Consider the following 15,569-nt stretch of genomic DNA (forward strand, 5'->3'; position numbering starts at 1 on the left):
AAGGTCTTTAATTATGAACTTTTCGGTTATTATTCCCGCTAGGTATGCATCGAGCCGTTTACCAGGTAAGCCACTAGCAGATATTCATGGTAAACCTATGATTGTTCGTGTGATGGAGCAAGCAAAAAAATCATCAGCTAATCGAGTGATTATTGCAACAGATCATCAACAAGTTTATGAGGTAATCAAAGAGTATGGTGGTGAAGTCATTCTTACTAGTGACAAGCATAATTCTGGTACAGAAAGGCTGGCAGAGGTGATAAATACTTATCAGTTTACTGATGATGAGGTTATTGTTAATGTACAAGGGGATGAACCTTTAATACCGCCTGTTATTATTAATCAAGTGGCTGAAAATTTAGTGCAATATAAAACGGGAATGGCAACGTTAGCTGTGCCAATTGATTCTGTTGAAGAAGCATTTAATACTGGTGCAGTTAAAGTTGTGACAGATAAAGATGGTTATGCGCTTTATTTTTCAAGGGCTACCATACCTTGGGAGCGCGATCGTTTTGCGAAATTAACTGAACAGTTAAAACCATCGAGTATAGGTAATTTTTATCTTCGTCATATTGGTATTTATGCTTATCGTGCTGGCTTTATTCGTCAATATATTAAATGGGCGCCATCAACGCTTGAACAAATTGAGATGTTAGAGCAATTAAGAGTACTTTGGTACGGTGAAAAAATTCATGTCGCTGTGGCAAAACAACCTCCAGCAATTGGTGTAGACACTTTAGAAGATTTAGAAAAAGTAAGAGCGTTATTTAAGGAGTAAGCAATGGCAAACTTTACTGGCTTTACCCAAGCTGGGCTTAATTTTTTGCAAGACGCTTGGATTAATAACAGTAAACCGTGGTTTGAAGAACATCGTGCTATTTATGATAACGATTTAGTTAAACCGTTTAGGCTTTTGGTTGAACAATTAACACCAGAGATGCTCAAAATTGATGAGTGGTTTGAAACTCGCCCTGCTATTGGTAAAACGATTTCACGAATACATCGAGATACTCGTTTTTCAAATGATAAATCACTTTATCGTAGCCGATTATGGTTGACATTTAAACGACCAAATAAAGATTGGAAAGAAGCGCCCGCTTATTTTTTTGAAATTAGCCCAAGTAGTTATCAATATGGACTTGGTTATTATTGTTCATCAAAACAAACGATGGATATCTTTCGAGACGAGATTCTTAACGATACTAAGAAATTTTTAGCAATGACACGTTGCGTCAAAAAACCATTTGAGCTTGTTGGTGAAAGTTATAAACGCCCATTAATTAAAGAGCAGGACAAAAAAGTTGCAACTTGGTATAACCGTAAAAATATTGCGGTTATGGTGACAAGTAATCATATTGAGGATGCATTAAATAGCGATTTACCTGATAAACTGGTTAAAGGTTTTAAACAATTAGTTCCGCTTTATGATTATTTAATGCGGGTAGAAATGATTAAAAACATACCAAATCTTTAGCTTTGTTAGTTGATTTCTAATATTAAATATTAGGAAAATTCAATACAATTTCTTTAATGCCATTAATTATGAATTGAGTTCCAACACAAACTAATAAAAAGCCCATAATTCTTGAAGTGGCTTCAATGCCACTTTTCCCCATAAAGCGCATTATGCTACCTGCACTGCGCATACAAAACCAAAGAATAATACATAACAATAAAGGCACTAATATCGAAGCAGTATAAACAACCCAAGTTGAAACGTTATAGCCACCACTTTTTACTGTTGATGACATGCTTATTATCATTGCTATAGTTCCGGGGCCTGCTGTACTTGGCATGGCGAGAGGAACAAAAGCGATATTATTTGAGATCTCTTTCTTTTTTGCATCTGCTTCAAGAGTTTTGTGTGATGGTTGTTGTGGAAATAACATTCTAAAGCCAATAACACCAACAATCATGCCACCAGCAATGCGTAATCCGGGAATCGATATGCCAAATGTGCTCATTACTAGTTGCCCACAATAAAACGATACAACCATAATTATAAACACATAAATACAGGTCAATTTTGATTGGTAATTCCGCTCTTCATTGGTCATATCGCCCGATAGACCTAATAACAGTACCACAGTGGTTAAAGGATTCGTTAAAGGAATAAATAAAATTAAACCAAAGCCGACAGTTTGTATAAGTTCCAACATAGATTTATTTTAAATCCGACAAAATTTGCAGCTAAGTATAATTGAAATAAACAGAAAATGATATATGGAGGTAGTTGTAATTCGGTATCGGATTTTATTACCATGTTTGAAAAAATTGTAGGTACTACACTGATAATTTTAGGTCTAATATTAATAGAAATAATGTCAAGCCTGAATAATTTTTATGAATTAGTAGATAAAATGTGATATCGAATTAAGGTTTGAAAGGAGTAATGTTCGACTCCTTTCATAAAATCAAATTGAACTTTTAATACTTAAAATGGAATATCATCATCGAAATCCATTGGTGGTTCTGGAGTCGCCGCAGGCTGTGCAGGTGTATTTTGTGTTAGAGGGCGAGAAGGAGCCACTGGTGCAGATGAAGAATTATTTGCACTTTGCCCCCAATTTTGTGAATTATTATCAATGCCTTCACTGTTATTGCGTGTTGCTAAAATTTGTAAAGTACCACCAATTGGGTTAACTACAACTTCAGTTGTGTAACGATCTTGCCCTGATTGATCTTGCCATTTTCGAGTTTGTAATTGCCCTTCAATATAAATTTGGGAACCTTTTTTTAAGTATTCGCCAGCAATTTCAGCTAATTTACCGAATATAACAACGCGATGCCATTCAGTACGTTCACGGTATTCATTGGTTTGTTTATCTTTCCATGATTCTGATGTTGCAATGCTAATATTCGCAACTGCATTACCGTTAGACATATAACGAACTTCGGGATCTTGACCTAAATTACCAACTAAAATAACTTTATTTATTCCTCTATTGGCCATTATTAACTCCTAAACATGACATAAGTATTTTAAGCTACATATTGTAACATGAGACTGTAGTAATATCAGCGAATTTAATTTAATAATGGAATTTTTCTCCCATTTTATAAAGATTAGAAAGATTGGTTTAAACATAGGAATTTGCTGTCATAGCGAGTATAATGCTAGACATTTGTTAATGTGATGTTCTAAAAGATTTTTCCTATAGGAGGCCTTATGATTAATGCGTTTGGATTGAAAAACAAACAATTAGTAAAAATTAATGAAGGCGATATAAATAATGCAACTTGGATTGATTTAATTGAGCCAGAAGAAGCCGATCGAGATTTTGTTTTAACACATTTAGGACAAAACTTAGCAACAAGTATTGAACTTGACGATATTGAAGCGTCAGCTCGTTTTTTTGAAGATAACGAAGGTTTACATGTCCACTCTTTCTTTTTTTATGAAGATGCAGAAGATCGTGCGGGCAACTCAACAGTAGCTTTTACAGTGCATAATGGTCGTTTGTTTACGCTACGTGAGCGAGATTTACCAGCATTTCGTTTGTATCGCATGCGATCGCGCTACCAAGGAATGAACGATGGAAATCCTTATGAAGTATTACTTGATTTATTTGAAGTTAAAGTTGAGCAGTTAGCAGATCAAATTGAAAATATCTACAGTGAACTCGAAGAATTAAGTTTAATTATTATGGATCGCTCAGCTCAAGAGCATTACGATGAAGCTATTACCTCGTTGGCTGAACTTGAAGATACCGCGTGGAAAGTTCGTCTTTGTTTGATGGATAGCCAACGTGCAGTTAATTATTTAGTTCGCCGAGCAAAGATGCCAGTAGATCAACTAGAACAAGCTCGTGAAGTTATTCGCGATATTGAATCGCTTGTTCCACATAATGAGTCATTATTCCAAAAAGTAAACTTTTTAATGCAAGCTGCAACTAGTTTTATCAATATTGAACAGAGCCGAATTATCAAAATTTTCTCGGTTGTATCTGTTGTGTTTTTACCCCCAACGGTAGTTGCTTCAGCTTATGGTATGAATTTTGAATTTATGCCAGAATTAAAATGGGAATATGGTTATCCTTTTTCATTACTATTAATGTTGCTAGCAGGCGTTGCTCCTTATATTTATTTTAAACTTAAAAAGTGGTTGTAGATTTATTGATTTAAATTGAGTTTTTATTCGATAGTTTTTTAATATATTAGATGAAATTCTTATCGTACTAACTGCTTAGGATAATTTAATATAATTATTAATATCAGCAATATACTTTCATCGATTGATGGGCAAAACTTATTATTTTAACTAAAAAGAATTAATTTATCATAAAGGAAGTAACATGAATCAATATGCACTTGTCACCGATATTGGTGGAACTAATGCTCGATTTGCGCTTTATAATTTGGCTACAAATGAGCTATCAGCAATAACTAAAGTTCTTATTGCAAAGGATGATGTATTGCTAAAATTAATTAAGAATTACTTACAAGCCCAATCGGTTACCGTTAAAATGGCGTGTATTGCAATTGCCTGTCCGATTAATGATGAAGATATAATTAGCATGACAAACAATGATTTGTCGTTTTCACGAGCTGAATTAGTTAAGGAACTTAATCTTGAAAAACTAGAAGTAATTAATGATTTTACAGCAGTATCAACTTCAATCCCTAAATTATCTAAACAAGATCTTGTTCAGATTGGTGGCGATGAACCTGATTTAGATTATCCAATTGCAATTTATGGTGCAGGTACAGGGCTTGGAGTGTCGCATTTAATTAAAGTTAATGGACGCTGGATTAGTTTGTCAGGAGAAGGGGGGCATACAGAGCTTCCAATGATAAGTGATGATGAAGACCGTATTTTAATGCAACTTCGCAAAAAATTTGGGCGTGTTTCTACTGAGCGGTTTTTATCAGGCAATGGTATTGTTAATATTTATCAAGCGTTGTTACAAATTAATAATCAACCAGTAATAGAGATTACACCCGACATTATTGTTGAGAAAGCGCTATCTAAAAGTTGTCCACTTTGCTTACAAACTTTAACCTATTTTTGTACTTTTATGGGGCGTTTTGGAGGTAATTTGGCATTAACACTTAATACACAAGGTGGTGTTTATATTGCTGGTGGTATTGTGCCGCGTTTTATCGAATTTTTTAAAACATCTCCATTTAGAGATGCTTTTGAACATAAAGGGCGTATGTCCTATTTAGTCAAAAAAATTCCTGTTTATGTAATAACACATGAAGATCCAGGCTTGTTTGGCGCAGGTGTTTATTTACAAAATTGTCTTAATAAATAGTATTAATGAGTAAAGGTTTTATTCTATGATGTGGTGTTATATTTACCGAAGTACCAAAAAAGAGAATTGCTATCTATATATGGAACATGAAAATGATTTTTCAACAATTCCTGAAAAAGTAATGTCTATTTTTGGTTCTCCTGTTTTTGTCATGAAAGTATTACTTGACGGTAAACGAAAATTTGTAGTTGGTACCGCCACTGAAATAGAAGAAAAAATTAAAACTGATGGATTTTTCTTACAAATGCTAAAAGAAGATGATTTCAAAGTATGATTGAGCCATTTTGGGAATATAAGACATTAGCTCAGATGAGTGATGAAGAATGGGAACAGCTCTGTGATGGTTGTGGTAAGTGTTGCTTAAATAAATTGATGGACGAAGATACAGACGAGATCTTATATACTAATGTTGCTTGTAATTTGCTTGATTCCAATACTTGTCAATGTAAACATTATAATAGACGTTTTGATTATGAACCCGACTGTATCAAGTTGACTCGTGATAACCTCCTTACCATTGAATGGTTACCTTTAACCTGTACCTATCGTTATTTTTCTGAAACAGGACAATTGCCTCATTGGCATCCGCTTATTACGGGTAATAAAAAGCTTATGCATAAGCTGAAGATATCGGTTAAAAATCGGATTGTTTATGAAAAAGATGTGATTTGTTGGGAAGACCATATCATTTAAAATAGGGAGCTACAGCTCCCTTTTGATTTTAATCTAAAGCACAATCCATAAATAACCAAATACGTCAACAGCGAGCATATTTAAAAACATTAAAATAAATACAAAAATCATAAATGAGATATCAATCATTCCAAGCGGTGGCACAATACGGCGAATTGGTGCTATAAGTGGTTCAGTTAACTGAGCAAGTAATTCATCTGCGTTTGATTGTCCACGACTAACCCAACTTAGAATTGCTCGAAATAGTAATAACCAGAATAATAAATGCCCGAATGCATGAGCTATGACAGCAATAGCATAAAGCAGGTACTTACTAGCCCAAATTGATTCATTAATCATTCCATAGTAGGAAATAAAAATAATTTTAATGACGGCAACAAAATATAAAAGAACCCATGTAGCGGTATCAATTTGCTTAATAGATGGAATGACTTTGCGTAGTGGACCGATAATAGGTTGAGTTATTCGTACGATAAATTGGGTAAATGGGTTATAGAAATTTACACGCACACGTTGCATCCATAAACGCAAAATTAAAACATAGAGACATACCGTTAAGATGGTATTACCTAGAAAATAAAGCGATGTCATTTAAGACTCCTTAAAATAAACTATTGGGGCAATATATCACAAATACTGCCTTGCTCCAAAGATCGCTGTACCTATTCTAACCATAGTGCTACCAGCAACAATAGCAGCTTGCATGTCGCCACTCATGCCCATGGATAATGTATCCATAAATGGATAATCAGTTTGTAAAGAACGCAAAAGTTCGTGCATTTTGTTAAAGACGTTTAGTTGTTTGTCAAAATCATTTTCAATTTCAGGGATCGCCATTAACCCACGTAAATTTAAATTGGGTAGTGTTATAATTTGTTTTGCTAAATCAGCAACTTGTTCAGGAACAACCCCTGACTTGCTGGCTTCTTTACTAATATTAACTTGAATAAGTACATTTAAGTTTTCCATATTAGCTGGGCGCTGATCATTTAAACGTTGAGCAATTTTAAATCGATCAATGGTATGCATCCAATCAAAGTGTTCGGCGACTAATTTGCTTTTGTTCGATTGTAATGGACCAATAAAATGCCAAGTTAATAAAGTATTGGGGAGAGTTTGTTTAAAATACTGGATTTTTTCAACGCCTTCTTGAACATAGTTTTCACCAAAAGATAGTTGACCTGCATCTATCGCTTGTTTGATTAAGGTTACTGGCTTTGTTTTACTGACCGCAATAAGTTCGATTGTATTGGGATCTCGTTCGCATTTTTTTGCTATTTCTTGAATTGTGTTTTTTATAGTAAGTAAATTGTCACGTACTGTATTCATGTTAATTCCCAATTAATAAACTAATAGGTAAAATATAATGTTAAAATCGATGTTGTCGCTTAGTGTAACGCAAAAAGCATCCGATTTGCATCTTTCAAGTGGTGAAGTTGCACGCATTCGCATTAATGGACAATTACAGTGTGTATCAAACGAAAAGTTATCGCCGTTAGATTTAGAATCTGAACTATTGGCGTTACTTAATGAATCACAAAAATTACAATTACAGCAAGATAAACAAATTGATTTAGCCTATCAATCTCCTGAAATAGGTCGCTTTAGAGTCAATATTTTTTATCAACAGCGTGGTATTTCGGCGGTGTTTCGAATCATTAAAAACCATATTCCTGATCTAGCTGAAATCGGTGCCCCCGAGATTTTCAAAAAGCTAATAACGCACGAAAGTGGTATTATTTTAGTGACAGGTGCTACAGGAAGTGGTAAATCAACGACGCTTGCATCATTAATTGAATATATTAACTCAACTCAATCCAAACACATTATTACTTTAGAAGACCCCATTGAGTTTATTTATCATAATCAACATTCATTAATTCAACAGAGAGAACTTACAAATTTTGACTATGCACTTGATAGCCTTTTAAGGCAAGATCCTGACATAATATTGCTTGGGGAATTGCGTAATAAAAAATCTATCCAAACTGCATTAACAGTAGCAGAAACAGGGCATTTAGTTTTTGCTACGTTACATACATGCTCTGCTATTCAAAGTATTAATCGTATTATTGATGTATTTGATGAAAGTTCGCGTAACTTTATTCGCACACAATTATCAAATAATTTAAGAGCAATTATCAGTCAAAAGCTAATATTAACAAAAAATGGGCGTAAAGCGTTGTTTGAAGTGCTTATTAATACTCCTGCTGTCAGTAATTTAATTAATGAAGGCAAAATTAAACAAATTATTTCCCTTATGCAGACGGGGCGACAACATGGTATGCAAATTATTACGGATCAATAATTACTGAAATTGAAATAATGTTTAATCATAAACTAATTTTATTTATTTACCTGTGACTACAAACGAATGGCAAAGCGGAAAGAGTGATACAAACTTTGAATTGAGATATGACATAATCAGCAAATATTTATCGATTTAAAAGATAGAATACAAAATCTTAAGCGATTTCAGGAAAAGCACCTTATGAGTTTTTAGAGGAATATTTTAACCATAAAGTATAAACAACTCAGTGCTTTTCTAAGATTTGCATTTTTTTACAAAAAAGTCCGCCCAAAAACTAGCCAACTATTTCTTAAACGGCTATACTTTCATCGTTTAAGGAAAATGAGCTTATTAAATAAGCGAATAAACATAAAAATTCAAATAAAACAAAATATTACTTGACACGAGAAACGTAATGCATTATCATTTTAGGCACAAGCACTGGCAAACCTATGTCTTAAATTTATCAAATAATCCTATTCGACGAGTTTTTATACGAAGCTCATTTATATCTTCCAAATCATTATCAAAATTAACCCAAAAAATCTTGTTGGTATTGTTATTAATGCTACATTCATTGAATTTGCAGGCATTAACTAGCAAAACTAGTCGAATACATAATAATCGTAGCGATGCAATAATTTTGCCTTCATCTATGTTTGTCAACTATGTAAGGCCGAATCTATCTGAAGCTTATGATGGTGATAAATATGCAGGTCCAGCTGACATATGGAATCTTAAGAAGGGCTTTTTAGTTCAATCTATCAATCCTGAATTATACGACCTCAATTTCCCGACTACAGGTGCGGATGGTTTATATTTTGATTTACTCATAAGTGGAGTGGATATAAATGAATTGAAATGGGAACCAGTCACGCATGAGGGAATTACTGCAACAGTGACAAATGTTGACGCTCATGAGTGGTTGATTCCTTATGAAGATAGGGGAGTTGTAGCTCGCGTAACGCTAACAGGTCCAGAGGCAAGCAATCAATGGGATAATCCTCATTCTAACCCAATTGCTAAGCCACAGTTACCGCAGACGTTTGAGTTAGTGGGTAGAGATATTAATACCGGTGATGAGGTAGTAAAATATGGATTTGTGTTAAAGCAGTGGTTCGTCAATCGGGGGATGAAATCGGGCATTTATAGTGACCTGTTAGCATGGTGTAATAGTTTGGGTTATCGAATGCCACGGGTAAGAGATTTAACCAATTCAAACTATAATAATTTAGGTGCAACACCTAGTTCATCAGGTGATCATTACAAGCGTCACATAGGCGCTGGCTTTTTCACGGAGTGGGGCGGCATGTACTACCGTGGTTCGGAATTCGTCGGCGCCGACTACTGGACGAGCGACGCTACAGGTAGCCGCCAGTTCTATGTCAGCTCGCCCGGCGGCGTCGTCAACAGCTACCGTCCCGGCAACACCCGCTTTGGCGTTTGCACCGCACCTTAGCGTTTAGTTCTTAATCCTTAGGGCGCGGAAGGGGGTTATGGTGCTTGAGAGGATAATATAACAAAGAATAAAGCCCCCGCACAAGTTGGAGAGCTGAGCAGGCAAAGCTAGCACTTTAATGACTAAAAGCCAAAACAACGCCTGTCCGATACGACTTAAAAGCTTGCGCTTTTGTTATTAACTAGCTGTTATTAACAAGTTTTTATTAATAGCTATTATCAAATAACAAAAGTGCTTTTCTTATTTCTTAAAAAGCCAAATTCAACGTAATAAAAAACTAGCTTATAAGTGTATGATTCTATTTAAAAATAATAATAAAAACCTTAATAAAATCAATAGTCTACCTGAATAATTTTGAGCAAAATAAACGCCCACAATATTGCCATAATATCGTAAAGTTCATATGCCTGCTTTATCCTAGTACCAAAATGTGCCCTCAACTAAGCTAGGTTGTTAGTACGATAATTAGGGATTGATAAATTGGGTTTTATTAGGTAAATAGAGGTTAGTACAAATTTGAATATCTTACAAGGCGAATATTATGGATAATATGAGTAACTTTAAGTCAGCTACATTTTTCAGCCAATCCACTATAACTATTCTTACTAAACACCCTTTGCTAAAAGGTCGAAGGTAGTACATAATATGTGGTTAAAAATTAGATAAAAATAATTAGTAATAAGAATTATTGTTTATGGGGTGGAAAATGGGGTTAGTAAAGCATTTAGTTGTATTTAGCCTGCTGTTAGCATTAGCTGGTTGTGATAATAAAGACGCTGAACAAAACACACGCGCTGAACAGGCAGAAACGCAATCAGAAACAAAAGTTATTGATAATAATACAACCGCTGATATTAGCAATCCTAGTGATGACAACGATATCGTACAAGATGAATCGTCAAAACTAGCCTTTAACCCCACACCAGAATTAGTTGAAAAATATCACGGTAAAGAATTAACTGTTATTGATAGTTCAGAGGTCATTATTGATGGTTCAAGTACTTTAGTTATTACCTTTTCGGTTCCTTTAAATCCTAAACTCAATTTTTCTAATTTACTTCGTTTAGTTGATCGCCAAACGGGTAATGTTGACGGAGCTTGGGAGTTGTCGGATAACGGATTAGAATTAAGACATCGCTATCTTGAACCAAATCGTCAATTAGAACTCACCATTGATAAAATGTTAGCAGGCATTAATGGCAGTAATTTAGGTTGGGTTTATCAAACTAACATTAAAACCCAAGATCGTAAGCCAATGGTTGGGTTTGCTAGTAGTGGCTATTTGTTGCCAAGCAAATCAATGAGCGGTTTGCCTGTGGTTACTCTTAACGTTGATAAGATTGATGTTAACTTTTTTAGAATTAAGCCTGAAAAGCTGTCCGATTTTATTGCTGGTTATGGTTTTATTAAACAATTATCAAGTTGGGACTCTAAGGATTTTCAACAGTTTGCTGATTTAGTTTATACTTCTCGCTTTGATTTAAATCCAAAACGTAATTCGCAAGAAACAGTATTACTAAATTTATCATCTATTTCACCATTGCAACATGATGGTGCTTATTTTGCGGTGATGAGTAAAGCGGGTAGCTATGATTATTTAAATCCTGCGTCTTTATTTTTTGTCAGTAATATCGGCGTTTCGGTGCGTGATTATCATTACGGTTATTTGACGATCATGACGCATGCTTTAGATGATGGTAAACCGCTTTCAGGCATTGATGTATCGGTGTTATGTAGAAAAGGGGAGCGCGATAGCAATAAAGGCTGTAGAACGATTTCAACAAAAACCGATGAAAACGGTTATGCCGACGTAATGTTGCCAGATGATATGGAATATGCCTTGCTGACAGCAAGCGATGGCAAGCAAATTTCTTTGGTTGATTTGGAACATGGTGCGTTGAATTTAAGCGAATATAATTTAACGGGCTCTCCTTCTTATCAAAAACAATTATTTGCTTTTGGTTCTCGTGATTTATACCGTCCAAAAGAGACAGTCTATTTTAATGCACTTTTGCGTGATGCCGATGGTCAGCCATTGCCTGCTCAACCGATTGTGGTTGATGTTATGTCGCCCGATAATTTAGTGGTTGACAATTTTACGGTTAAAGAAAATGCAGATTCAAGCGGTTTGTATCAATGGAAATATGTTATTCCAGCAAGTGCGGCAACTGGTAAATGGGCGTTTCGTTTTGATGTAGGTAATATTGGTTACCATTATGCTTATTTTAATGTGGAAGAGTTTTTGCCAGAACGTATGGGGATGGAAATTACAACCGCGTCAAATAATCCGATTCAATTTGATAAACATATCAATTTTGAGGTTAAAGGTTGGTATCTTTATGGTGCTCCAGCCGCAGGAAATACTTTAGATGGTCATATTTATCTTAAAAAAGTTGATTCGATTCCTAAACTTGCTGATTATAACATTGGTGATGTAACTAACAGTAATAAGGTTAGTCAACTTGATAATGTTGAGACGACTTTAGATAAAAACGGAAATGCGCAAGTAGTAGTTGATACTAGCAATTGGGGTAAATTGAGTTCGCCAGTTAATGTGGTTTTACAAGCAAGTTTGCTTGATTCTGGCGGTCGCCCTGTGACTCGTTATGCAAGCCAAGCGATTTGGCCAAGCGTTCAAATGCCAGCTGTGCGGGCGTTGTTTTCTCAATTGCCTTATTATGATTGGTCGACAGATCGCTATGAAAAAAGCCCAACGGTTGATAAAGGCGATAATGCTGAGTTTGAAGTCGCTTATGTCGACGTTGAGGGCAATAAATTAGCAACAAAGAATTTAAAGGCAAGGATTGTTCGTGAGCGTCGTAATTACTATTGGAGCTGGTCTAGCGATTCAGGATGGCATCAAGAGTACAATTCGAGTGAATTTGTTGTGCAAGAGCAACCGCTTTTTATTGCTGAAAATGGTACTGCTAAAGTTTCTTATCAAACCAATGATTATGGTTTTTATCGTATTGAGGTGGTTGATACTAAAAGTAATGTGATAAGTAGCATACGTTTTAGAAGTGGTTATAATTGGGAAGATAATACCAACGGTACTAATTCTGTTCGCCCTGATCAGGTTAAATTAAGTCTTGATAAGACGGCTTATGCAGTTGGTGATACAGCAAAAATTCATGTTCAAGCTCCTGTTGCTGGTTCTGGTTATATTTCGCTTGAAAATAATAATGGTATATTGTGGAAGAAAAATATTACCGTTGATGATAATGGTCTTGATGTTGAAATTCCAATTGAAAATTGGAAATGTCATGATATTTATATTAATGCGATGATTATTCGTCCATCAACCGATGCCGCGGTGCAGACAATTAAACGAGCTATTGGTTTGCTTTATCTACCAATTGATACTTCAGATCGTCAATTAAATGTCAATATCGAAGCACCGAAAAAGACAGAGCCTGAAAAAACCATTCCAATAAAAATTAAATTGGATAAAAAATCAATCCAAAAAGATCGTAAGGTAACGGTGTTGGTTTCGGCTGTGGATTCTGGCGTGTTGAATATTACCAATTTTGTTACCCCTGATCCTTATAGTGCGTTTTTAGGTCGTAAACGTTATAACGTCGATATTTATGATGTTTATGGTAAGTTGATTGAAGGTAAAGGTCGTAATGTCAATGTGAGCTTTGGTGGTGATGCAATGCTTGGTGCTAGCGCTAACGGCAAAAAACCATCAAATGATGTCAATATTGTGGCTCAGCAATTGCAAACCATTAAGCTAAATGATGATGGCGAGGGCGTTGTTGAGCTTATTTTGCCTGATTTTAATGGTGAATTGCGCATAATGGCACAAGCGTGGGATGATACACGTTTTGGTAAGGCTGAACAAACTATGCTAGTTGCCTCGCCAGTCGTTGCTGAATTATCGACACCGCGCTTTTTAACGGTTGGCGATACGGCTAACTTGGCGTTAGATTTGAATAATCTAACCGAAAAAACGCAAACAATGCAGATTGAGGTGTCTACTGATGGTTTGGTCCATCAAGATTCATCTAAAGTAACAACATTAACATTAAATAGTAAGCAAAGACAGATTATTCAAGTGCCAATCATGGCCGATTATGGCTATGGGAAAGGTTCTGTTACCATTAATGTTAAGGGTATTTTGTTAGAAGATGGTTCTGAGTATCAGATCAAACGATCTTGGAACATTGGCGTTAGACCAGGTTATTCCGCAACTACACAATATTATTCCATGGCAATAAATGGCGGTGAAAGTTGGTCGTTGCCAGAAGGTAGTCTTGTTGACATGATTGATAATACCGTTGAGGGTAAATTAATTGTATCAAATCAGCCTCCGCTTAATATTGCTCAGTATATTAAAGAGTTATTTGCTTATCCATATGGTTGTTTAGAACAAACTGTTAGTGGTTTAATGCCATCGTTATATGCAAACCAAGAGCAGCTTTCTGCATTGGGGATTAAAACTGAATCAGATGACAAACGACGTGAAAAAGTACAACTAGGTATTTCGCGAATTTTATCAATGCAACGTAATAATGGTAGTTTTGGTTTATGGAGCAAAGACAGTGCCGAGGAATATTGGTTAACGGTGTATGCAACTGATTTTTTAATCCAAGCAAGTGAGCGTGGTTATAATGTCAATAATAAAGAGCTTGATGCCGCAATTACCCGCATTAGCCAATATACTTATGATGCCAATGCATTTAATGGGTTACAAAGCTACTATGATAATTCACAAGCAAGCAATTATACGCAATTTGCAACTAAAGCTTATGCTTTAGCTGTGTTGGCAAGGCAAAATAAAATCACTGTGCCTATGCGTAATGAAATTAATCGGATGTATCAACAGATCACTAAAAGTGATTTTAAAGTATTGTCACCATTACCAGTTGCTCAGTTAGCGCTTTCCGCCAAGCTGGCTGGTTTTGATAATATCTATAATAATTTGATGCCTCGAGTATTTACAACAAGTTATGATAATCGCTATTCTTGGTTAGGCGAATATGGTAGTGCTATTCGTGATAATGCATTAGTTTTATCTTTATTGGTAGAAAATAATTTAAGTGTTGATAAGCAAGCTGATTATTTAATTCAGTTATCTGATTTGCTTAATGATACTCGTTATTTTTCAACTCAGGAACTTAACGCATTATTTGTGGCTGGTTGGTCATTAGAACAACATAAATCTTCACATAAATTTAATGTGGTGCTCAACGAGCAGTCAAATGAGGTTGATTCGACTTTATCACGCTCTTTTGATTTTGCTAATTTAGCCAATAGATTAACGATTTCTAATCCAGAAAATGCACAACCACTTTATATTAAATTTACCGTTTCAGGCTATGGCAAGAAAGCGCCTGCACCAACGAGTGATGAAAATGTTTTAACTATCAATCGTTCCTATTACGATTTGAAAGGTAACAAAATTCAACCTGATCACTTGAAAGTGGGTGATTTAGTGGTGGTATTATTGGATGTTAGGGCACATAAAGAAGTCGTTCACGATGCGTTAATTGTTGATTTTTTACCTGCTGGACTTGAGTTAGAAAATCAAAATCTCACAAATAGTAGTGTGAGTCTACAGGCAATACCGGAAATTGCCAATTTGTTGAAAGATGAAGATAGCAATGATATTAAATATCAAGAATTCCGTGATGATAGATATGTTGCAGCTGTTGATATTAATCACTATGTGAGCGATGGTACTTATCGATCGCAGGTTGCTTATTTGGCTAGAGCTGTGACGGCTGGTAATTATATGATTCCATACCCTTATGTTGAATCTATGTATCGCCCCGATCGATTTGCAATTGGTCAATCAATTGACTTAATGTCTATTGTTGAGCGCAATGAATCTAAACAACAATAACGAGTATGTATCAATTAAATT

General features: G+C 35.3%; 13 protein-coding genes. 9 read left to right on the forward strand and 4 right to left on the reverse strand.

The window, feature by feature from the left end:
- Positions 1-13 precede the first annotated feature (13 nt).
- Complete coding sequence (gene kdsB / locus A9G37_RS08435) at positions 14-778, forward strand: 3-deoxy-manno-octulosonate cytidylyltransferase (RefSeq protein ID WP_034912915.1); 765 nt, start codon at positions 14-16, stop codon at positions 776-778.
- Between the two features lie 3 nt (positions 779-781).
- Positions 782-1,474 (forward strand): DUF2461 domain-containing protein, encoded by a 693-nt coding sequence (locus tag A9G37_RS08440; RefSeq protein ID WP_065575238.1) that lies wholly within the window; start codon positions 782-784, stop codon positions 1,472-1,474.
- A 22-nt stretch (positions 1,475-1,496) separates the two neighbouring features.
- Here the strand turns inward: A9G37_RS08440 and A9G37_RS08445 are convergent, their stop codons facing one another.
- On the reverse strand, positions 1,497-2,159 hold the full coding sequence (locus A9G37_RS08445; RefSeq protein WP_034912908.1) for a MarC family NAAT transporter: 663 nt from the start codon (positions 2,157-2,159) through the stop codon (positions 1,497-1,499).
- 275 nt (positions 2,160-2,434) lie between these two features.
- On the reverse strand, positions 2,435-2,953 hold the full coding sequence (locus tag A9G37_RS08450; RefSeq protein ID WP_034912906.1) for a single-stranded DNA-binding protein: 519 nt from the start codon (positions 2,951-2,953) through the stop codon (positions 2,435-2,437).
- Positions 2,954-3,169: 216 nt separating this feature from the next.
- On the opposite strand from A9G37_RS08450, the gene corA reads away from it, so the two are divergent.
- The 4 genes from corA to A9G37_RS08470 all read left to right on the forward strand — a co-directional run bounded on the left by corA (position 3,170) and on the right by A9G37_RS08470 (position 5,951).
- The gene (gene corA / locus A9G37_RS08455; RefSeq protein ID WP_034912903.1) at positions 3,170-4,111 is read left to right on the forward strand and encodes a magnesium/cobalt transporter CorA; all 942 of its coding nucleotides are present in this window, start codon (positions 3,170-3,172) and stop codon (positions 4,109-4,111) included.
- Between the two features lie 184 nt (positions 4,112-4,295).
- The gene (locus A9G37_RS08460; protein WP_065575239.1) at positions 4,296-5,258 is read left to right on the forward strand and encodes a glucokinase; all 963 of its coding nucleotides are present in this window, start codon (positions 4,296-4,298) and stop codon (positions 5,256-5,258) included.
- A 25-nt stretch (positions 5,259-5,283) separates the two neighbouring features.
- On the forward strand, positions 5,284-5,532 hold the full coding sequence (locus A9G37_RS08465) for a YcgL domain-containing protein (RefSeq protein WP_081296761.1): 249 nt from the start codon (positions 5,284-5,286) through the stop codon (positions 5,530-5,532).
- Positions 5,529-5,951, forward strand: a complete 423-nt coding sequence (locus tag A9G37_RS08470; protein WP_065575240.1) for a YcgN family cysteine cluster protein — start codon at positions 5,529-5,531, stop codon at positions 5,949-5,951. The genes A9G37_RS08465 and A9G37_RS08470 overlap by 4 nt, the downstream gene beginning before the upstream one ends.
- Positions 5,952-5,984: 33 nt before the next feature.
- Here the strand turns inward: A9G37_RS08470 and A9G37_RS08475 are convergent, their stop codons facing one another.
- Positions 5,985-6,542: a YggT family protein gene (locus A9G37_RS08475; protein WP_065575241.1), complete on the reverse strand. Its 558-nt coding sequence runs from the start codon at positions 6,540-6,542 to the stop codon at positions 5,985-5,987.
- Between the two features lie 36 nt (positions 6,543-6,578).
- Positions 6,579-7,280 (reverse strand): YggS family pyridoxal phosphate-dependent enzyme, encoded by a 702-nt coding sequence (locus tag A9G37_RS08480; protein WP_065575242.1) that lies wholly within the window; start codon positions 7,278-7,280, stop codon positions 6,579-6,581.
- A gap of 37 nt (positions 7,281-7,317) precedes the next feature.
- On the opposite strand from A9G37_RS08480, the gene A9G37_RS08485 reads away from it, so the two are divergent.
- From A9G37_RS08485 to A9G37_RS08495, 3 genes are all read left to right on the forward strand, one after another.
- Positions 7,318-8,259, forward strand: a complete 942-nt coding sequence (locus tag A9G37_RS08485) for a type IV pilus twitching motility protein PilT (protein WP_065575243.1) — start codon at positions 7,318-7,320, stop codon at positions 8,257-8,259.
- A gap of 397 nt (positions 8,260-8,656) precedes the next feature.
- On the forward strand, positions 8,657-9,700 hold the full coding sequence (locus A9G37_RS08490) for a hypothetical protein (protein ID WP_141671136.1): 1,044 nt from the start codon (positions 8,657-8,659) through the stop codon (positions 9,698-9,700).
- A 706-nt stretch (positions 9,701-10,406) separates the two neighbouring features.
- Complete coding sequence (locus A9G37_RS08495; RefSeq protein ID WP_065575245.1) at positions 10,407-15,548, forward strand: alpha-2-macroglobulin family protein; 5,142 nt, start codon at positions 10,407-10,409, stop codon at positions 15,546-15,548.
- Positions 15,549-15,569 lie beyond the last annotated feature (21 nt).

The organism is Gilliamella sp. GillExp13, from assembly GCF_001690815.1.
Classification (GTDB): Bacteria; Pseudomonadota; Gammaproteobacteria; order Enterobacterales; family Orbaceae; genus Gilliamella; species Gilliamella bombi.

Bases quoted from the DNA above. Each gene is read 5' to 3' on its own strand.
- corA (WP_034912903.1), top strand. From the start codon at position 3,170: ATGATTAATGCGTTTGGATTGAAAAACAAACAATTAGTAAAAATTAAT.
- A9G37_RS08480 (WP_065575242.1), bottom strand. From the start codon at position 7,280: ATGAATACAGTACGTGACAATTTACTTACTATAAAAAACACAATTCAA.
- kdsB (WP_034912915.1), top strand. From the start codon at position 14: ATGAACTTTTCGGTTATTATTCCCGCTAGGTATGCATCGAGCCGTTTA.
- A9G37_RS08460 (WP_065575239.1), top strand. From the start codon at position 4,296: ATGAATCAATATGCACTTGTCACCGATATTGGTGGAACTAATGCTCGA.
- A9G37_RS08440 (WP_065575238.1), top strand. From the start codon at position 782: ATGGCAAACTTTACTGGCTTTACCCAAGCTGGGCTTAATTTTTTGCAA.
- A9G37_RS08445 (WP_034912908.1), bottom strand. From the start codon at position 2,159: ATGTTGGAACTTATACAAACTGTCGGCTTTGGTTTAATTTTATTTATT.
- A9G37_RS08485 (WP_065575243.1), top strand. From the start codon at position 7,318: ATGTTAAAATCGATGTTGTCGCTTAGTGTAACGCAAAAAGCATCCGAT.
- A9G37_RS08475 (WP_065575241.1), bottom strand. From the start codon at position 6,542: ATGACATCGCTTTATTTTCTAGGTAATACCATCTTAACGGTATGTCTC.
- A9G37_RS08450 (WP_034912906.1), bottom strand. From the start codon at position 2,953: ATGGCCAATAGAGGAATAAATAAAGTTATTTTAGTTGGTAATTTAGGT.
- A9G37_RS08495 (WP_065575245.1), top strand. From the start codon at position 10,407: ATGGGGTTAGTAAAGCATTTAGTTGTATTTAGCCTGCTGTTAGCATTA.
- A9G37_RS08490 (WP_141671136.1), top strand. From the start codon at position 8,657: ATGCATTATCATTTTAGGCACAAGCACTGGCAAACCTATGTCTTAAAT.
- A9G37_RS08465 (WP_081296761.1), top strand. From the start codon at position 5,284: ATGATGTGGTGTTATATTTACCGAAGTACCAAAAAAGAGAATTGCTAT.
- A9G37_RS08470 (WP_065575240.1), top strand. From the start codon at position 5,529: ATGATTGAGCCATTTTGGGAATATAAGACATTAGCTCAGATGAGTGAT.